Annotated in this window: 18 protein-coding genes; 9 read left to right on the forward strand and 9 right to left on the reverse strand. The window is 59.4% G+C overall.

Annotated features, from left to right (window positions below; genetic code table 11):
• Positions 1–3 precede the first annotated feature (3 nt).
• Positions 4–1,314: a thymidine phosphorylase gene (gene deoA / locus ACQZ5M_RS07195; RefSeq protein WP_449079330.1), complete on the forward strand. Its 1,311-nt coding sequence runs from the start codon at positions 4–6 to the stop codon at positions 1,312–1,314.
• Positions 1,315–1,445: 131 nt separating this feature from the next.
• Here deoA and cysK read toward each other — a convergent pair whose 3' ends face one another.
• The 3 genes from cysK to dut form a co-directional block, all read right to left on the reverse strand.
• Positions 1,446–2,414 carry a cysteine synthase A gene (cysK, locus tag ACQZ5M_RS07200; protein ID WP_296015848.1) on the reverse strand — a complete coding sequence of 323 codons (969 nt, stop codon included), beginning with the start codon at positions 2,412–2,414 and terminating at the stop codon, positions 1,446–1,448.
• A 143-nt stretch (positions 2,415–2,557) separates the two neighbouring features.
• Entirely contained in the window at positions 2,558–3,175 is a 618-nt protein-coding gene (locus tag ACQZ5M_RS07205) for a LysE family translocator (RefSeq protein WP_296015845.1), read from the reverse strand.
• A gap of 65 nt (positions 3,176–3,240) precedes the next feature.
• Complete coding sequence (gene dut / locus ACQZ5M_RS07210; protein WP_449079331.1) at positions 3,241–3,711, reverse strand: dUTP diphosphatase; 471 nt, start codon at positions 3,709–3,711, stop codon at positions 3,241–3,243.
• A gap of 90 nt (positions 3,712–3,801) precedes the next feature.
• Here dut and ACQZ5M_RS07215 point away from each other — a divergent pair, with 90 nt between their 5' ends.
• Genes ACQZ5M_RS07215 through ACQZ5M_RS07225 form a run of 3 tightly spaced genes read left to right on the forward strand, consistent with a single transcriptional unit; the run spans position 3,802 to position 7,009 of the window.
• Entirely contained in the window at positions 3,802–5,385 is a 1,584-nt protein-coding gene (locus ACQZ5M_RS07215) for a peptide chain release factor 3 (protein ID WP_296015841.1), read from the forward strand.
• A gap of 59 nt (positions 5,386–5,444) precedes the next feature.
• Positions 5,445–6,650 carry a bifunctional phosphopantothenoylcysteine decarboxylase/phosphopantothenate--cysteine ligase CoaBC gene (coaBC, locus tag ACQZ5M_RS07220; RefSeq protein ID WP_449079332.1) on the forward strand — a complete coding sequence of 402 codons (1,206 nt, stop codon included), beginning with the start codon at positions 5,445–5,447 and terminating at the stop codon, positions 6,648–6,650.
• A complete protein-coding gene (locus tag ACQZ5M_RS07225) occupies positions 6,647–7,009 on the forward strand; it encodes an MmcQ/YjbR family DNA-binding protein (RefSeq protein ID WP_449079333.1) in 363 nt (120 codons plus the stop codon). Before coaBC ends, ACQZ5M_RS07225 begins: the two co-directional genes overlap by 4 nt.
• 90 nt (positions 7,010–7,099) lie before the next feature.
• On the opposite strand, the gene ACQZ5M_RS07230 is transcribed toward ACQZ5M_RS07225, so the two are convergent.
• On the reverse strand, positions 7,100–7,501 hold the full coding sequence (locus ACQZ5M_RS07230) for a ketosteroid isomerase-related protein (RefSeq protein ID WP_296084725.1): 402 nt from the start codon (positions 7,499–7,501) through the stop codon (positions 7,100–7,102).
• Positions 7,502–7,578: 77 nt separating this feature from the next.
• Here ACQZ5M_RS07230 and ACQZ5M_RS07235 point away from each other — a divergent pair, with 77 nt between their 5' ends.
• From ACQZ5M_RS07235 to lepA, 3 genes are all read left to right on the forward strand, one after another.
• Complete coding sequence (locus ACQZ5M_RS07235) at positions 7,579–8,175, forward strand: GNAT family N-acetyltransferase (RefSeq protein WP_296041177.1); 597 nt, start codon at positions 7,579–7,581, stop codon at positions 8,173–8,175.
• Positions 8,172–9,041 carry a carbon-nitrogen hydrolase family protein gene (locus ACQZ5M_RS07240; protein WP_449079334.1) on the forward strand — a complete coding sequence of 290 codons (870 nt, stop codon included), beginning with the start codon at positions 8,172–8,174 and terminating at the stop codon, positions 9,039–9,041. The genes ACQZ5M_RS07235 and ACQZ5M_RS07240 overlap by 4 nt, the downstream gene beginning before the upstream one ends.
• 62 nt (positions 9,042–9,103) lie before the next feature.
• Complete coding sequence (gene lepA, locus ACQZ5M_RS07245; RefSeq protein WP_296041180.1) at positions 9,104–10,942, forward strand: translation elongation factor 4; 1,839 nt, start codon at positions 9,104–9,106, stop codon at positions 10,940–10,942.
• 64 nt (positions 10,943–11,006) lie between these two features.
• Here the strand turns inward: lepA and ACQZ5M_RS07250 are convergent, their stop codons facing one another.
• Entirely contained in the window at positions 11,007–11,897 is an 891-nt protein-coding gene (locus ACQZ5M_RS07250) for an NAD(P)/FAD-dependent oxidoreductase (protein ID WP_296077973.1), read from the reverse strand.
• Between the two features lie 131 nt (positions 11,898–12,028).
• Here ACQZ5M_RS07250 and ACQZ5M_RS07255 point away from each other — a divergent pair, with 131 nt between their 5' ends.
• Complete coding sequence (locus ACQZ5M_RS07255) at positions 12,029–12,487, forward strand: Rrf2 family transcriptional regulator (RefSeq protein WP_296077975.1); 459 nt, start codon at positions 12,029–12,031, stop codon at positions 12,485–12,487.
• Between the two features lie 58 nt (positions 12,488–12,545).
• On the opposite strand, the gene ACQZ5M_RS07260 is transcribed toward ACQZ5M_RS07255, so the two are convergent.
• Complete coding sequence (locus ACQZ5M_RS07260; RefSeq protein WP_296077976.1) at positions 12,546–12,875, reverse strand: hypothetical protein; 330 nt, start codon at positions 12,873–12,875, stop codon at positions 12,546–12,548.
• Between the two features lie 77 nt (positions 12,876–12,952).
• A complete protein-coding gene (locus ACQZ5M_RS07265; protein WP_296077978.1) occupies positions 12,953–14,365 on the reverse strand; it encodes an aminotransferase-like domain-containing protein in 1,413 nt (470 codons plus the stop codon).
• Between the two features lie 103 nt (positions 14,366–14,468).
• Between ACQZ5M_RS07265 and ACQZ5M_RS07270 the strand changes: the two genes are divergently transcribed.
• Complete coding sequence (locus tag ACQZ5M_RS07270) at positions 14,469–15,332, forward strand: DMT family transporter (RefSeq protein WP_296077980.1); 864 nt, start codon at positions 14,469–14,471, stop codon at positions 15,330–15,332.
• A 3-nt stretch (positions 15,333–15,335) separates the two neighbouring features.
• Here the strand turns inward: ACQZ5M_RS07270 and ACQZ5M_RS07275 are convergent, their stop codons facing one another.
• Together ACQZ5M_RS07275 and ACQZ5M_RS07280 are read right to left on the reverse strand one after the other, a co-directional pair.
• Complete coding sequence (locus tag ACQZ5M_RS07275) at positions 15,336–16,439, reverse strand: glycoside hydrolase family 25 protein (RefSeq protein ID WP_296041055.1); 1,104 nt, start codon at positions 16,437–16,439, stop codon at positions 15,336–15,338.
• 217 nt (positions 16,440–16,656) lie between these two features.
• Positions 16,657–18,978, reverse strand: coding sequence for a transglycosylase domain-containing protein (locus ACQZ5M_RS07280; RefSeq protein WP_296041058.1), 2,322 nt, complete (start codon positions 18,976–18,978; stop codon positions 16,657–16,659).
• Between the last annotated feature and the right edge of the window lies 1 nt (position 18,979).

Below are 18,979 nucleotides of genomic sequence, written 5' to 3' on the forward strand. Positions count from 1 at the left end.
CTCATGATCCCGCAAGAGATCATCCGCCGCAAGCGTGATGGCGAGACGCTGGCCGCTACCGAGATCGCGGATTTTATCGCGGCACTATCCAACGGGTCTATTTCGGAGGGACAGGCAGCAGCCTTTGCCATGGCGGTGTTCTTTCGCGGCATGACGCGCGAGGAGACGGTTGCGCTGACACTTGCGATGCGCGACAGCGGCGATGTGCTGTCCTGGGCCGACATCGGCAAACCGATCTCGGACAAGCATTCGACCGGGGGCGTCGGAGACAATGTCTCGCTGATGCTGGCACCCATCGTGGCAGCGTGCGGGCTGGCCGTGCCGATGATATCCGGACGCGGTCTTGGTCATACCGGTGGGACGCTGGACAAGCTCGAAGCCATTCCGGGCTATGATGTGATGCCAGATGAGGCCCTGTTTCGCCACACGGTCAGGCACGTCGGCTGCGCCATTATCGGCCAGACGGGAGATTTGGCGCCTGCCGACAAGCGGCTCTACGCCGTTCGCGATGTGACGGCGACAGTCGATTCGATCCCGCTGATCACGGCCTCGATCCTCTCCAAGAAACTCGCCGCCGGGCTTGAAACGCTGGTGCTCGACGTCAAATTCGGCAGCGGCGCTTTCATGCTAAGCGCCGAAGAGGCTGAACTACTCGCCTCCGCCCTGGTTCAGGTGGCGAATGGCGCAGGTGTCAAAACCTGCGCGCTGATCACCGACATGAATGAGCCTCTGGCGGACGCCGCCGGCAACATGCTTGAAATCATCCACTGTCTCGATTTCCTGAATGGCAGGAAAACCGGCACGCGCATTGAAACACTGATTCTCGCTTTTGCCGCGGAAATGCTGGTTCAGGGTGGCGTGGCGGCGACGCTCGCAGGGGCCGAAACAATGGCGCGTGATGCGCTCTCTTCAGGTCGCGCACTTGAACGCTTCGGGCAAATGGTGTCGGCGCTCGGCGGTCCGGTAGATTTTGTGGAGCGTCCTGAGCAGTATCTGACAACAGCCCCGCATGTCGTCCCAGTGCCCGCGCCCAAAAGCGGCTGGCTCTCAACCTGTCAGGCGCGCGATCTAGGCATGGCGGTTGTCGAACTCGGCGGCGGTCGTCGTCATCCAAGCGACAAGATCGATCATCGCGTTGGCCTGTCGGCGATTTTGCCCTTGGGAACGAAGGTGGAAGCGGGCCAGCCGATTGCCCTTGTGCATGCGGCGAGCCGCGAAGACGCCGCGCGCATTGTGGCGTCGGTGCAGCAAGCCTACACGATCTCAGAGGTGCCCGGCACATCTGCAGCCGTGATCGCCAAGCGTGTCGAGTGAGGCTGCGCGGCATCTACCGCCGCGCGCTCGCTACTGTGATTAGAGCATTTCCAGCAAAAGTTTGATCGGTTCTGCGTACCGAAACGAAGAGTTAGAGTAGTGTAGGTGAATCCGTGTTCAGCGGAACTGCTCTAAAGGCCAAGTCCTTCGAACAGTGCCGTGGAAAGATAGCGTTCGGCAAAGGACGGGATGATCACCACGATTGTCTTGCCAGCATTTTCTTCACGCGCACCGATCTTGATGGCGGCGGCAAGCGCTCCACCGGATGAAATGCCCACCGGTACACCTTCCAGCCGCGCAGCAAGACGGGCTGTTTCAAAGGCATCGTCATTGCTGACGGTGACGATCTCGTCATAAATCTTGGTATCGAGAATGGCGGGAGCAAAACCTGCCCCGATACCCTGAATCTTGTGTGGGCCGGGCGTGCCACCAGACAGCACGGGGCTGTCCGTCGGTTCGACAGCCACGACCTTGAGGTCTGGCTTGCGGCCCTTCAGCACCTGGCCGACGCCTGTGATGGTGCCGCCGGTACCGATGCCCGCGACGAAGATATCGACGCTGCCGTTGGTATCGTTCCAGATTTCCTCTGCCGTCGTCTTGCGGTGAATTTCTGGGTTGGCCGGGTTTTCAAACTGCTGCGGAATGATGGCATCGGGCAGCGTTTCGGCCAGTTCGTGCGCCTTGGCAATCGCGCCCTTCATGCCCTTTGGACCTTCGGTCAGAACCAGTTCGGCACCCAGCAATGCGAGCATCTTGCGGCGCTCCACCGACATAGTTTCCGGCATGGTGAGAATGAGCTTGTAGCCCTTGGCGGCGGCGGCGAAGGCAAGCGCAATGCCGGTATTGCCAGACGTCGGCTCGACCAGCGTCGTCTTGCCGGGTGTGATCTTGCCCTGCGCTTCAAGCGATTCGATCATGGCAACACCGATGCGATCCTTGACGGACGCGATGGGGTTGAAGAATTCAAGCTTTGCCAGAATCGTCGCGTGCACGCCCTTTTCGCGCGCCAGCTTGTCCAGACGCACCAGGGGCGTGTCACCGATGGTTTCGGTGATCGAGGAATAGATCCGTCCGCGCCCGGGCTTTTTCACTTCCGACATGCCTGCTCTCCTGCCTTATATCCTCATGCAATTGCGCGCAGGATAGGGCGATCCCGGCGAGGAAGCCAGAGAACAAACGTGCTTATAGGGTGAGGTGCTTGGGATAGATCACCAATCTCAGCGCCGTGCGTGGAAGACTGTTCTCAACTGGTGCGGGTCGCAATCATTGCTGCCGTGCCTGCCAGAATGCCCGCCGCAGTGCGGTTGAGGATCGTCAAGGCGCTCGGACGCTTCAGCAGTGCCCGCGCTTTGGAGGCCAGCAGAATATAGGGCAGCAGCACCGCCATCAGCACGACGAAGGTAACGCCGATCAGTATCGCGTATTCGGATACGCCGATCAGACGGATATCGATAAGTGTCGGCACCAGCGCCACGTAGAAGAGCATGGTCTTGGGGTTTCCGAGTGTGATGAACAGGCCGGAGAGAAACGACATTCCGATACTGGTGCTCTTTTTCGCCTGCAAATCCTGCGGAAGAAGGCCAGCGGTCCAAAGCTTCCAGGCGATGTACAACAGATAGGCGGCACCGGCGAATTTCAGCAGCATGAAGGCTTCCTGAAAAGTCTGCGCCACGAAGGCGAGACCCAGCACGACTGCGGTGAGGTAGACCATATCGCCGAGCACGAGACCAAGCCCCATGAAAAACGTCTCGCGAAAGCCTGAGCCAAGAGCACGGGCCACGATCGCCGTCATGCCAGGACCTGGAATGGCGGCGGCAATAAAAAGGGCCATCGCGTAGGCAAGGATTGTCGTGATCGTCATGGAGATGTCCCTTCCCGTCAGTCTTTGAGACATACTCCAGAACGCGTCGGCTCACAACGTCGTGGTCAGACGCCGGTAGAGCCGAAGCCGCCCGCGCCACGCTCGGTTTCACTGAATTCACTGACCTCCGTCACCGTCATCTGGGTGATCGGTGCGATGACCATCTGGGCGATGCGCATGCCGCGCTCGATGACGAAATCCGCTTGCCCGAGATTGGCGAGGATGACCTTTACCTCGCCGCGATAATCGCTATCCACCGTGCCAGGGGAGTTGAGGCAGGTGATGCCATTCTTGATCGCCAAGCCGGAGCGCGGGCGGATCTGCGCCTCATAGCCAAAAGGTACTTCGAAGATGAAGCCGGTTGGCACCAGCGCCCGTTCACCGGGACGCAGCGTCATCGGTTCGCCTTGCGCAACGGCGGCGCGAAGGTCCATGCCTGCGGCACCTGCCGTCTCATAGGAAGGGAGCTCTATGCCGCCACCATGGGGAAGGCGAATGAGTTTCAGGCCGGGAGACTGGGCGTTTTGCGTGTTCATGCGGCATTAGTTTGCCCTTCATGGGTCAAGGTCAATTGCAAAAGCGGGCTCGAAACGCTAGATAGCCCGCAATTCCACAGGATTTGTTAGATGGCCGAAACACTTGCCGAGGCGGTCTCCCGCCGCCGCACCTTTGCTATTATCGCGCACCCGGATGCGGGTAAGACGACGCTGACCGAAAAGCTCTTGCTGTTCGGCGGTGCGATTCAGCTTGCCGGTGAAGTCAAGGCCAAGAAGGATCGTATCCAGACCCGTTCGGACTGGATGAAGATCGAGCGCGAGCGCGGCATCTCTGTCGTGACCTCGGTCATGACTTTCGAATACAATGATCGCGTCTTCAACATTCTCGATACACCGGGCCACGAAGACTTCGCCGACGATACCTACCGCACGCTGACGGCCGTCGATGCGGCCATCATGGTGATCGATGCCGCCAAGGGTATCGAGCCGCGTACGCTGAAGCTCTTCGAAGTTTGCCGCATGCGCGACATTCCGATCATCACCTTCATCAACAAGATGGACCGCGAAAGCCGCGACGCTTTCGAAATCCTCGACGAGGTGGAAGAGAAGCTGGCGCTCGATACCGCGCCGATCACTTGGCCTGTCGGACGCTCCAAGACCTTCTGCGGCGCCTATAATCTTGCCGAAAACACCTTCCGCGGCAACGATACGCAGGTCGACGGCCTGCCCGTAAACGGCCCACAGGCCGTGGCTGATCGCCTGCCGGAGAACGAGCGTGACGCCTTTATCGAGGAAACGGAACTGGCCATGGAGGCCTGCCGTCCCTTCGACCGTCAGGCGTTTCTCGAAGGCCATATGACGCCGGTTTTCTTCGGCTCGGCGCTTCGCAATTTCGGTGTGCGCGATCTGATCAATGCGCTCGGCGATTTCGCCCCGCCGCCGCGTGACCAAGTGGCCGATACCCGCCTCGTCCATGCCGCTGAAGAAAAGATGACGGCCTTCGTCTTCAAGATCCAGGCCAATATGGACCCGAACCACCGCGACCGCATTGCCTTTGCGCGCATCTGCTCCGGCAAGCTGGAGCGCGGCATGAAGGCGCGTCTTGCCCGTACCGGTAAGCAGATGGGCCTCACTGCGCCGCAATTCTTCTTCGCCTCGCAGCGCCAGTTGGCGGACACGGCCTATGCCGGTGATGTGGTCGGCATTCCCAATCACGGCACGCTTCGTATCGGTGACACGCTGACGGAAGGCGAAAACCTCGTCTTCCAGGGCGTGCCGAACTTCTCGCCGGAAATTCTGCGCCGTGTCCGGCTTGAGGATGCGATGAAGGCGAAGAAGCTGAAGGAGGCGCTGCAGCAGATGGCCGAAGAAGGCGTCGTGCAGCTGTTTTCGCCAGAAGACGGTTCGCCAGCCATCGTCGGCGTCGTCGGCGCACTGCAACTCGACGTCTTGAAGGAACGGCTTATGGGCGAATATGGCCTGCCGGTGTCCTTCGAGATGTCGCGCTTCTCCGTGTGCCGCTGGATTTCGTCCGATCAGCCTGCCGAGTTCGAGAAGTTCTTGAACGTCAAGCGCGGCGATATCGCCCGCGACCTCGACGGCGATCCGGTGTTTCTGGCGCAGGATGCCTTTTCGCTGCGCTATGAAGCCGAGCGTTTCCCGGCGATCAAGATGGTCGCCATCAAGGAATATCACGTCGCCAAGGCGGCGTGATTGCACTTTGCCTACTGACCGCTTAGTTTCCCGATTAAACGGGAAACTGGTCTTTGCGCATGGCTCTGTCAAACAAGCATATTCTGCTCATCATCTCCGGCGGTATTGCCGCTTATAAGAGCCTCGATCTAATCCGCCGCCTGAAAGAGCGCGGCGCGACGGTGACGCCGGTGATGACCAGGGGCGCGCAGGAATTCGTCACGCCGCTTGCCGTCGGGGCGCTGTCCGCCACGCATGTGTTTACCGAACTTTTTTCCCGCCAGGATGAGCAGGATGTCGGCCATATCCGGCTGGCGCGCGGCTGCGACCTCGTTGTGGTGGCACCCGCGACTGCCGATCTTCTGGCGAAGATGGCAAACGGGCTGGCGGACGATCTGGCGTCCACCGTTTTGCTGGCGACCGATCGTCCCGTGCTGGTGGCGCCTGCAATGAACCCGAAAATGTGGGAGGCCAAGGCCACCAAGCGAAACATCGCAACGCTGAAAGGCGATGGCATCAGCTTTATCGGTCCGATGGCGGGCGAGATGGCGGAAAAGGGTGAAGCCGGTGTTGGCCGCATGGCCGAGCCGTTGCAGATCACTGAAGCCGTCGAACGATTGCTGGACGATGCTCCGAAGCCGCTCAGGGGCAAAACGGCCATCGTCACCTCCGGTCCGACGCATGAGCCAATCGATCCCGTAAGATATATCGCCAACCGTTCATCCGGCCAGCAGGGCCACGCCATTGCCTCCGCTCTTGCCAAGCTTGGCGCGGAGGTGACGCTCGTCTCCGGTCCGGTGACTATCCCCGATCCGGCGGGTGTGAACACCATCCATGTGGAACGCGCCGAGGAGATGCGTGACGCCGTGCTTGGCAAGCTGCCCTCGGATATCGCCGTCTTCGTCGCCGCGGTTGCGGACTGGCGGGTGGCGAGTTTGTCGGACCAAAAAATCAAGAAGCAGCCGGGTGACGCGCCGCCAGCGCTGCAACTGACCGAAAACCCGGACATTCTCAAAACCGTCGGCCACCACGAAAAGCGGCCCAAGCTGGTGATCGGCTTTGCGGCGGAAACGCAGAATGTCGAGGAGAATGGTCGCGCCAAGCTTCAGCGAAAGGGTGCCGACTTGATCGTTGCCAATGATGTTTCGCCTGAAACCGGCATCATGGGCGGAGTGCGCAATCAGGTGAAGATCATCTCCAACAGCGGTGTCGATGCCTGGCCCGATCTCTCGAAGGGCGAGGTTGCCGAACGGCTGGCGGCGCTGATCGCGGAACGGCTGCAATGAGCCTCTTCGAGCGAAAAACGTTCGATGCAATGCTTGGTGCCTGGCCGGGTGTGCGCTTCGTCGATCAGTGGGATTCGCATGTTGCCAAGGTCGGCGACAAAGTGTTTGCGGTGCTTGGCGAGCGGGATGACTGGCGGCTTGTCGTCAAATGCTCGGAAGAGAGTTTCGAAATCCTCACATCGATGGAGGGCATCGCCCAGGCACCCTATTTCGCCAAGCGCAAATGGGTATCGATCAGCGATCATGCTCCGCTGGAAGACGAAGAGTTGGAGCACTACGTCCGCCGCTCCTACGAACTCGTGGCGGCGGGGCTGACGAAGAAGCTGCGCACAGAACTTGGCATCGTGCTGGAGACGTGAGGGCAACGGACGCGCGCGACCACGCCCTTCTCAGACGTTATCCTCGCCCTAGAGGCGAGGATCCACGGCAACAACTGAGGCTCTCAGCCCTTACGCGCCAACCTGCGCGATCCAGTCATTGAGATTGTAGTAGTTGGTCACCCGCGCGACCTTGCCATCTTTCAATTCGAAGAAGGCACCGGCTGGCAGGACATAGGTCTGGCCATTGGCTTCCGGCAGGCCTTCATCAGTCTTGAGATATTCGCCGTTGACGATAAACTCCGCGGAAGCGCGCTTGCCGTCTTCGCTCGCCATGATCACCATGTCGGTGAGGTTTTCCTTATAGCAGTGGTTCATGTGCTGCATGAATTTGGCGAAGATGTCCTTTCCGACCTGCCGCTCGCCCTGATTGATGTCATGCACCACATCGTCGGTTAGAAGCGCCAAAAAGGCATCCATATCCTGGCGGTTGAAGGCATCGTAATAGGCGCGGATGGTTTCGAGTGCGGACATGATCCAATCTCCGTGTTCAAGGCTTGCACAGCTTTTCCCTGACGGTATAACCAAGGAAAATCCATGTGAACATGCCCATGACCGTCGAAATCCGTTCCCTTTCCGGCATTGATGCTGCACCGTTCTTCGACGATCTGTCGCGGCTGCGCATCACCATCTTTCGCGCCTTTCCGTACCTCTATGACGGATCGTTCGATTACGAGCACACCTATCTCTCGACCTATGCGAAAGCCGAGGGCGCGGTGTTCGTGCTCGCAATCGATGGCGACAAGATCGTGGGCATGTCGACGGGCATGCCGATGATGGCGGAAACGGATGAGGTGAAGACGCCCTTCATCAATGCCGGATACGAGCTTGAGCAAATCTTCTATTTCGGCGAGAGCGTGCTTTTGCCTGAATACCGTGGCCATGGCCTGGGCGTGCGCTTCTTCGAGGAACGGGAAGCGCATGCGAAGCGCCTTGGCGGTTTAGAATGGTGTACCTTCTGCGCTGTCGAGCGCCCGGTTGATCATCCCCGCCGTCCCGCCGACTATGTGCCATTGAACGATTTCTGGGCAAAGCGTGGCTACACGCACCACCCGGAGCTTCGCACCAGTTTCACATGGCAGGATCTGGATGAAGATGAGCAGAGCGCAAAGCCTCTATCCTTCTGGACGAAGAGGATCGCTGAATGACCCGGCTTGCCGCCTGCCAGTACGCCATGGAGCTGATCGAAACCTGGGAGGACTATGCCCGGCATCTAAGCTCCATCGTTGCGGAGGCCAAGCAAAAGGGCGCGGAACTCCTTCTGCTGCCGGAATATTCCGCCATGGTGCTGACCGGGCAATTGGCCCCGGATATCCGCTCCGATCTGCACGGCTCGATCGAGGCGATGCAAAGCCTGATCCCGCCCTGGGTGGAACTCTGCGAAGAGCTGGCGCGGCAGCATCAGGTTCTTTTTCAGCCGGGCAGCGCGCCGGTGAAGGATGCTGATGGCAAGTTCCGCAACCGCGCCTGGCTTTTCGGTCCTGACGGACTGATCGGTTATCAGGACAAGCAGATCATGACGCGTTTCGAGCGCGAACAATGGTTCATCGATCCAGGCGTGGAAGGTCTCAAAGCCTTTGAGACGAGCATTGGCAAGCTCGGCATCCTGATCTGCTACGATAATGAGTTCCCAATGCTGGGCCGCAGGCTTGCCGAAATGGGTGTGGAACTGGTGCTGGCGCCAAGCTGCACGGACACGCTGGCAGGCTCCTATCGTGTAAGGATCGGCGCGCAGGCGCGAGCGCTGGAAAACCAGTTTGCGGTCTTATCCTCCCCCACCGCCGGGGAAGCGCCGTGGTCGCCAGCGGTCGACGAAAATCGCGGGCGCGCGGCACTTTACGTGCCCTCAGATTATGGCATGCCAGCCAATGGCATCGTGGCGGAAAGCGACAGCGACGCGGTGAGCCACAGCACGCTTCTCATCGTCGATATCGACTTGGCCGATGTGGCGCGTCTGCGCACCGAGGGACAGGTTGCAACGCGGCGTGACTGGAGCGAGCAGTTCCCCGGCTGAAAAGCCGATTTCGCCGCCTCTTGCCACCATAGAACAGCTTCCATTTGGGAGCGAAACCCTCTATAGCGCGGGGCATGAGCACCAATTCGACCCGTACGCCCCTCGACCATATCCGCAACTTCTCCATCGTCGCCCATATCGACCATGGCAAATCTACCCTTGCCGACCGGTTGATCCAGTCGACAGGCGGCCTTGCCGAGCGCGATATGTCCGAGCAGGTGCTGGACAACATGGATATCGAGCGCGAGCGCGGTATTACCATCAAGGCACAGACCGTGCGCCTGCATTACAAGGCGAATAACGGCGAAACCTATGTGCTGAACCTCATCGACACGCCCGGCCACGTTGACTTCGCCTATGAAGTCTCGCGTTCGCTGTCTGCCTGTGAAGGCTCGCTTCTGGTGGTGGATGCCTCTCAGGGCGTCGAAGCGCAGACACTTGCGAATGTCTATCAGGCGATCGACAACAACCACGAGCTGGTGACGGTTCTCAACAAGATCGACCTGCCAGCGGCCGAGCCCGACCGCATCAAGGAACAGATCGAGGAAGTCATCGGTATCGATGCCTCCGAAGCCGTGTTGATTTCGGCAAAGACCGGCCTCGGCATTCCCGACGTATTGGAAGCCATTGTTCATAAGCTCCCACCTCCGAAGAGCGAAGCCGGTGAGAAGGGTGCGTTGAAAGCCCTGCTCGTCGACAGCTGGTACGACACCTATCTCGGCGTCATGGTTCTGGTGCGCATCATCGACGGCGTGTTAACCAAGGGCCAGCAGATCCGGATGATGGGCTCCGGCGCCAAGTACACCATCGAGCGTGTCGGCGTTCTGACCCCGAAGATGGTCACGGTCGATAGTCTCGGCCCAGGTGAAATCGGCTTCATTACCGCCTCGATCAAGGAAGTGGCCGACACGCGCGTGGGCGACACGATCACCGACGACAAGCGCCCGACGGAAAAGGCGCTGCCCGGCTTCAAGCCGGCGCAGCCTGTGGTTTTCTGCGGTCTCTTCCCGGTCGATGCGGCGGATTTCGAAGACCTGCGCGCAGCCGTCGGCAAGCTTCGCCTGAACGACGCTTCCTTCTCCTTCGAAATGGAAAGCTCGGCAGCGCTCGGCTTCGGCTTCCGTTGCGGCTTCCTTGGCCTGTTGCATCTGGAAATCATCCAGGAGCGTCTGGAGCGCGAGTTCAATCTCGATCTCGTCGCCACCGCACCCTCGGTCGTCTACGAAATGACGCTGACGGACGGCACCGAGAAAGAGCTTCACAACCCGGCGGACATGCCGGATGTGGTGAAGATCGATGAAATCCGCGAGCCGTGGATCAAAGCGACGATTTTGACGCCGGACGAATATCTCGGCGGCATTCTCAAGCTTTGCCAGGACCGTCGCGGTATCCAGACGGAGCTGACCTATGTCGGCAACCGCGCCATGATCACTTATGAGCTGCCGCTCAACGAAGTGGTATTCGATTTCTACGACCGCCTGAAGTCGATCTCCAAGGGCTACGCCTCCTTTGACTACACCATCATGGATTACCGTGAAGGCGATCTGGTCAAGATGTCGATCCTCGTCAATGGCGATCCGGTCGATGCGCTTTCCATGCTGGTTCACCGCTCGGCAGCAGACCGTCGTGGACGCGGCATGTGCGAGAAGCTGAAGGAACTTATTCCGCCGCACATGTTCCAGATCCCGATCCAGGCTGCCATCGGCGGCAAGGTCATTGCCCGCGAAACCGTTCGCGCGCTGCGCAAGGACGTAACCGCCAAGTGCTACGGCGGCGACGCCACACGTAAGCGCAAACTGCTGGACAAGCAGAAGGAAGGCAAGAAGCGCATGCGCCAGTTCGGCAAGGTGGAGATTCCACAGGAAGCCTTCATCGCAGCGCTTAAAATGAACGACGAATAGGCGCTTCATCATCTCTGTTTTGAAAATCCCGGCCAATGGTCGGGATTTTCATTTTCATCGGTGGCTATAGATCGGGAAACATCAGCGACCGGTGTGCAGCCGTGCCAGCCATCGCGCCGTCTCCCACCGCGAGCGCCACCGACCCCGCCGGACGAGCGATATCGCCACACGCAAAGACGCCGCGCTTCGTCGTCTGCTTCATTACATCGGTAGGAATGGTGGCACCCATCGGCGTTTCTTCCAGCGTACAACCCAATTCGGCAATCCACGGCGCCGATATTCTCAGAGTTGGCTGGGCGAAAAGCCCGTCCATGACGAGTGTTCGACCATCCGCAAGGACGACGTCTGCTTTGCCGGTGATCTCGTGGATCGCTACCTCCTCCACTACGGTTCCGCGTGCCTCCAATTGAGCGCGCTCGCGCTGATCGGGAGTGAAGGCACCGTTGGTGAAGAGCGTCGTTGCTCCCCAGTCTGGCAGCATCAATCCATGGTGCATGGCAAGCGCGGATGCCGCGATGACCCCGATCTGCCCCTGGTTCAGTTCATAGCCATGGCAATAGGGGCAATGAAACACACTTCTGCCCCAGCGCTCGCTCAAGCCAGGTACTGACGGCAGATCATCCGTCACGCCGGCAGCGAGGATGAGCCTTCGACCCTCATTGCGTCCATCCCCTTCAATCTCGACTTCGAATGCGTCAACCGAGCCGCTGACATTCGTTGCGAGGCCATCGATCCAGTCGATCGTATTATATCTCTCGATTTGGCGGCGGGCCTCGGCCACGATCTCGTCTGGCGCTCTGCCATCCTGGCCAAGAAAGCCATGTGAGTGGCTGGCAAAGCGGTTGCGGCGCGTGCCGGCATCGATGACGAGCACTGACCGTCTTGCCCGCCCGAGCTGAAGCGCTGCGGAGAGACCGGCATAGCTTCCTCCGATAATGATGACGTCGTAGGTCATGAGACGATCCTTCCTCCAACTGACAAGTTTTCGTAACTTATATTGTTACGTGAAAGCGCAAATCAAGATCATGTAACTCATATTGTTACATGCGAGGCGTGGTGATAGGAGGAGAAAACCAGAGAGACCAAATGAGACAAGACACCCGCCTCTCGAGAGTGCTGCACGTGCTGATCCACATGGAAAAGCATGAAAAACCAGCGACATCCGATGCCATCGCCGCCATGCTGCAGACCAACCCAGTGGTCGTCAGGCGCACCATGGCGGGCCTGCGCGACGCCGGTTATGTCACATCGGAAAAGGGTCACGGTGGTGGCTGGGTGCTGGCGAGACCGCTTTCAGACATCACGCTTCTCGATATCTACAAAGCTCTCGGCACCCCTGGACTGTTTTCGATCGGTCTTTCGGGGGACAATCCGGCCTGCGTCATCGAGCAGTCGGTCAATATGGCTTTGGCGGACGGTATGAAAGAGGCGGAGGCAATCCTGCTCGCACGCTTCGCCAAAATTACGCTTGCCGATCTCGCACAAGAATCCTTCAAGCGCTGGGCTCAATCCGGCCATAAGGCATCAGCGATGGAAAATTTTTAACATAGAAAAACCGCCTGACTTCATGACAGGCGGCTCTCTTTCACGACATCACTGCCGATTAAGGCTGGGTCGATGTGCCATTGGTGTTCGGCGAAGCCGGTGCAGCGCCATTAGCCGGCTCGGTTGCCGGGGCCGTCGGCGTCATTGGTGCAGGGGCTGGCGCCTGATCGCTCACAGCTGGCGGCGTCGTAGACGACGTTGTGGTCGGATCCGTCGTGGACGGGCTGCTCATCTGCATCCAGATGAAACCGCCAACCAGCAGAACGACGATGATGGCTGCCCACGGTGCCCAGCCAGCGGACTTGCGATGGGTTTCGGGCGTTGTGCGCAGTTCAGGGCGGTCCGGACGAAGGTTCGGGTCGCGGGGCATGTTTGGATCAAAAGTCATGGTGTTTTCTCCTCTTCCAATGGGGAGAAAATGCACATCTGCGTGAATTGTTCCTAAAATGCCAACGAAGGTGGAGTTCAGCGGCTCGCCTCGGTCATCGCGCGTCTTAGAATCGACGCAAATTGCGGCTGATCGCATTGCGATACATTAAAGCGCATGTAAGTCGACGCCGTATCCGATTGAGAGAAAACGTTGCCGGGTGCCAAGACCATATTCTCGGTCAGAGCATTGCGCGCCATGTGCGCGGCATCAACACCCGAAGGGAGGCGGCACCACAGAAAGATACCCGCCTGGGGATCGGTCCAAGGCTCGATTCCGAGCGAGCGCAGTGTCTGGACCACGTCCGCTTTCGCCTTTGCGAGACGCGCCTTCAGGGCTTCCATGTGCCTGCGGTAGCTACCGTCTTTCAGCACCTCAAGCACCACCGCCTCGGAAATTTGGCTTCCGGCAAAATTCGAGGCAATCTTCATATCCACCAGAGGGTCGAGCCATTCCTTGCGCGTGACGATGTAGCCGCATCGGGCCGAGGCGGAGAGAGTCTTGGAGAAGCTTCCGATCTGAATCACACGGTTCAGAGCATCGAAGGCAGCAAGCCGCGGTGCCTTGGTTATCTCGAAATCGGCAAAGATATCGTCTTCGATGATCGTCAGCCCCGAACGTTCCGAAAGCATCAAGAGGCGGTGAGCTTTAACCGGAGAGAGGACGGCGCCTGTCGGATTGTGGATGGCCGAATTGGTGATGTACAGCCTCGGACGATGCTCCTCCAGGGCCTGCTCAAACAGCTCAATGTCAGGCCCGTCCGCCGTGTAAGGCACGCCGATAACTTTGACCCGATGGGCGCGCAACAGCGCATGAAAGTTGAAATAGCAGGGGTCGTCTACGAGTACGGTCTGACCGGGTTCCAGCAGGAAACGGCAAATCATGTCGATCGCCTGCGTTCCTGAATCCACCAGCAGGATCTGATCGGCCCCGACCATCAGGCCGGACTCCGCCAAACGTCTCGCCAGCAATTGGCGAAGCGCAGGTAGTCCCAGTGGCATGGCATAGCCCGTCAGCACGTCGGCATTGGCGCGCGCGAGCGCGCGCAGTGCCTTGCGCAAGGCGTCCTCCGGCATCCATGATGGCGGCAGCCATCCGCAGCCGGGCATGGCAAGCCCCCGCCCGCCCTCCAATGCCAGGCGCGATACCCAGAAGGGGTCAACTTGCCTGTCGAGCTTTGGGCCAATATCCGCCAGCGAAAGCGGGGCCAGCGCACTGGCAACAAAAAAGCCCGAGCCAGGACGCGACCGTATTGCCCCCTCGGCAACCAGCCTCTCATAGGCTTCGACGACGGTGGAGGTTGAAACAGCCTGCGCCTTTGCCAAGGCTCTGACGGAGGGAAGCTTTGCGCCGGGCGTCAAAACCCGCGCGGCAATGCGGCGTCTTATCTCCATCATCACCGCATCGATGCGTGGGGAGGCGCTCGTCCGTGCGCTATGACCTAGGTCCATCTGTGGTGCTCAATCTACCATAACAGTTTCGCACAACTGTACGTCACCGTTTCTGGCAGAGCCAGGCTTTTCCGGACATAAAAACTGAGAAGGAGCGCCATGCATGAACAAATTATCGAGCGGTTGGTTGAGCGGTTTTATCGGGATCATAATCTTCAGCGGATCTCTGCCGGCCACGCGCCTGGCGGTAACAGGTTTCGATCCACTGTTCCTGACACTTGCCCGCGCCAGTATTGCAGGGATGTTGGGGGCTGCCCTTCTCCTCACCTTTCGGCAGGCGAAACCGGCGCGAGGCGATCTGTCCTCGCTCATCATCGTCTCGCTCGGCGTGGTCGTAGGCTTTCCGCTATTGACTGCGCTGGCCCTGAAGCAGGTCACCTCTGCTCACTCCACAGTGTTCATCGGGCTTTTGCCGCTGTCTACCGCCCTTTTTGCCGTTCTGCGCGGCGGAGAGCGCCCTCGCCTCGCCTTCTGGATATTCTCCGGCCTCGGTAGCCTGCTCGTCGCAGGCTTTGCTCTGAGCCTCAATGGCGAGGGCAATCTTACCGGCGATCTTTTGATGGTGGCAGCGATCCTCGTCTGCGGGCTAGGCTATGCGGAAGGCGCCGCGCTCTCCCGGCGGCTTGGCGGGTGGCAGGTCATTTCCTGGGCGCTTGTTATTTCGCTGCCGATCATGCTTCCACTCGCGCTCTTCTCCATGCCCTCCACATGGAGTGGCATCGCCGCATCGGCCTGGGGTGGGCTTGCGTACGTCTCGCTGTTCAGCATGCTGATCGGCTTCATTTTCTGGTATCGCGGACTAGCTTTGGGTGGCATTGCAGCCGTTGGCCAGCTGCAACTGCTGCAACCGTTTTTTGCGCTGCTGCTTGCCGCCACGTTACTGGGCGAGCCCATCAGCTTCACCATGCTGGTAGTTACGCTCGGCGTGGTGGCCTGCGTTGCAGGTGCGCGGAGATTTGCAAGATAGGCGTCAGCCGTTCCCGCCGCGGCCGATCCAACGGTGCCAGTCTTCTTCTCTGCCGTTAAAGACATTGAGATCGATCTTGCCTTCGACGCCATGGGACAGGCCTGAGCCGGAATACTGCCAGAACAGCCACTTGCGGTCAGGGTAGACCCGCGAGGGATGCTGGGCGACGGCACGCAGCCAGAAGGGATAGTCGCGCAACTCGCCGGACAGGTGATCCTTGTAGAAATCCGGCGCGGTATAGATGATCGGGCGCTTGCCATAATGGCGCTCGAGCCTGTCCATGAAGACCTGCATCTTTTCCAGAACCTGGGCGCGGGAGAGGCGCATCTTGCAGGAGGACTCGCCGTTATATTCCACGTCGATTACCGGCGGCAGCGCATCTGGATCTCTCGGCACGTTGCGAATGAACCAGTCTGCCTGATGGCTTGCCGGGCGGCACCAGTAGAAGAAGTGGTATGCGCCACGGCGAACGCCTGCGGCCTTGGCCCGCTCCCAGTTGGTGCGGAACATCGGGTCCAGATGATCACCGCCATCGGTCGCCTTGATGAAGGCGAAGTTGGCGCCGCGTGTTCTCAAACGTTCCCAGTCGATATTCGCCTGCCAACGCGAGACATCGACACCGTGAACTTCAAAGTGCTTCGGCTGTACCCTGCCAAAATTGATTGGCTTTGCATCCGAGAAGGCCGGACGAAACACGCGTGAGCGCGCCGAAGATCCCGCACTCATGGCAACACTGCCTGCCATGGCAAGCTGGACCGGTCTGTCTTGTGGAAGATTCACACGAGCTTGGGGAACGACCGGTGGCGCGATGACAGGTGCTGCACGCTGCTGCGTCGACATCTGCTTGTCGACGGCTGCAAAGGCGGGTGAACCACTTGGCATCGGCCCGCCCCAGGCGAGCACCTCTTGATGCGGCTGCCTGTTCAAAGCGACTTTCTGGCTGGCTTCACCGACACTTGCCTGCGGAACCGGTGCGGATGGTGTGACGGAACTCGTTATTTCCTTCGAAGGCAAACCCGCCATGAGGGCATCCGGCCCGGAACTGGAGGTACAGCCTGTGAGAGATAGGCAGGCGAGAACAAAAGCTGGCACTGTCGATCGAAGCATGTGAACCCGTACGCAAAACAAAATCGGGACATGCGCAAAACTGGCCCGTCCTGATAACCAAAAGGTATGACTAACAGGACATTATCAAAAAAGACTGAATCCAATCTTTACGACGGGATTGGGCTTATGCAGGTAAAAAAGCGTCATGGCTCAATTATCCGTGAGAAGCCCGCTCATCAGACTCGAGCCAAACTGGCGACGAACGGCTGCCCCGGCGTCAATTGCCCATCAGAATATCGAGAAGGGTCGTCTGCTTCGGTCCACCTTGTCGTGGCTGAGCACCGCCGCCGATATCTGCAGGCGGGACCGGCCCACCGGATTGCTGTGGTGGATAGGCTTGTTGCGGATATTCGGAGGGCGGCGCCGGGACCGTGCCTGCGGTCTGTTCAGCACCAACGGGTGCGGGCGGATACTCCGCCGGCGTGGGCGCAGAGCCACCGCCCAACGCATTGGAGATAATGTCGCCGATCGTCGCGGGTGCTTGCGGGCTTTGCGCCATGGGCTGACCGATTTCCTGGCCGCCATAAGCGCCAAGCCCAAAGAGTGGCGATGGCGACAGGCCGCTATGGGCTGCCGTCATGAATTCCTTCCAGGCTTTGGCCGGCAGACCACCACCCGTTACCTTCTTCATCGACGTGCCGTCATCATTGCCGAACCAGACACCGGTGGTTAGCTGGCTGGTGTAGCCGACAAAAAGCGCATCGCGGAAAGACTGGGTCGTGCCAGATTTACCGGCTGCCTGCCAACCTTTAAGACGCGCAGCCTTGCCGGTACCCTCATTGATGACGCCCGTCAGCATGCCGTTCATCGTTGCGGCGATGCCCTCATCCAGAACGCGGGGCGGGTTGTCGTATTTGTTTTCGTAGAGAACCTTGCCATCGGCATCGGTGATACGCTTGACGATATGAGGCGTTGCCTTGAAACCGCCATTCATCATCGGCGCATAGGCAGACGTCAGTTCCAGCAGCGAAACTTCGGACGTGCCGAGCGCAATCGAGGCATTGGCCTGAAGGTCGGATTCGATACCCATGCGATGCGCCACCTGCGTAACCTTGTTGGGTCCGACCTCCATGACGAGCTGCGCGGCAATCGTGTTGAGCGAATTGGCAATTGCGGTCGCAAGCGTCACTTCGCCACGATATTTCTGATCGTAATTTTCCGGCGTCCAGTTTCCGATCCTGACCGGCGCGTCGTTGCGCACGGAGTTCGGTGTCAGCCCGGATTCAAGCGCGGCGATATAGACGAAGGGCTTGAAGGCGGAGCCTGGCTGGCGTTTGGCCTTGGTGGCACGATTGAACTGGCTTTCGGCATAATCTGCACCGCCGACGACGGCGCGCACGGCACCTGCCCCGTCCATCGAGACGAGCGCCGCCTGCGAAGCACCGAGCTTCTTGCCTTCGCTCTTCAGTACATCGTTCAGCGCCTTCTCGGCATCCTTCTCAAGATTGAGATCGATGGTCGTATCAATCGTCAGATCCTGCTTCACGTCGCCGATCAGGCTTTTGACCTCATCCATGACCATATCGGCCGCATAGTGCTCGGCACCCGACCAGAAGCGCTTGGCCTTGGTGGGTGGCTGCGACATGGCGGTCTTGATCTCGTCTTCGGAGATGAAACCGACATCGCGCATGGATTGCAGCACCACCTGCGCCCGTTCTTCCGCCGCCTGCGGATCACGCGCAGGAGACAGGCGCGAGGGCGCTTTCAACAATCCCGCTAGCATCGCCGCTTCGCCGAGGTTCACGTCACGCGCCGATTTGTTGAAGTATCGGCGCGAGGCGGCCTCGACGCCATAGGCGTTCGAACCGAAATAGACGCGGTTCAGATACATCGCCAGAATCTGATCCTTGGTGTATTTCTGCTCCAGCCAGATGGCGAGAAGCGCTTCCTGGATCTTGCGCTCCAGCGTCTGCTCCGGAGAGAGGAAGAGGTTCTTGGCCAATTGCTGCGTCAGGGTCGAGCCGCCCTGAACCGTGCGACCATGCAGAAGATTGGTGACCACTGCGCGCCCGAGGCCGAGCGGATCGACACCGAAGTGCGAGTAGAATCGGCGATCTTCGATCGCAATCACCGCCTGCGGGATATAGGGCGACATATCTTCGAGCGCCAAAGCCTCGCCGCCTGTCGTGCCTCTGTTGGCCAGGATTGTGCCGTCAACCGCGACAATTTTCAGGTTCGGCGGGCGCTCTGGAATGGCCCAAGTGCTGGCGTTCGGCATGCGTGCGCCATAATAAATGACGACACCGGCGACCGCGATACCGCCCCAGATTCCGAGCACGATGCACCAATAGATGATCCGCCGGAAAAAGCCGGTGATCCCGCCGCGCTCACGCGTTTCTCGCCTCGATTTCGATTTCGATTTCGACGGCTTCGTTCCGCGCTTTTTAGGCGGCGGCGCATCGGAGGGACCTGACTTTCGGCTACCCGCATTGGTGCCGGCAACCCGATCACTGGCATCGAGACGCAGATCATCGCCGGAATCATGAAAATCCCCAAAAGAAGGTTCGACTCTCTGGCGTGATTTTCCGCTACCGGCCATC

The organism is Rhizobium sp. 22-785-1 (assembly GCF_053521965.1).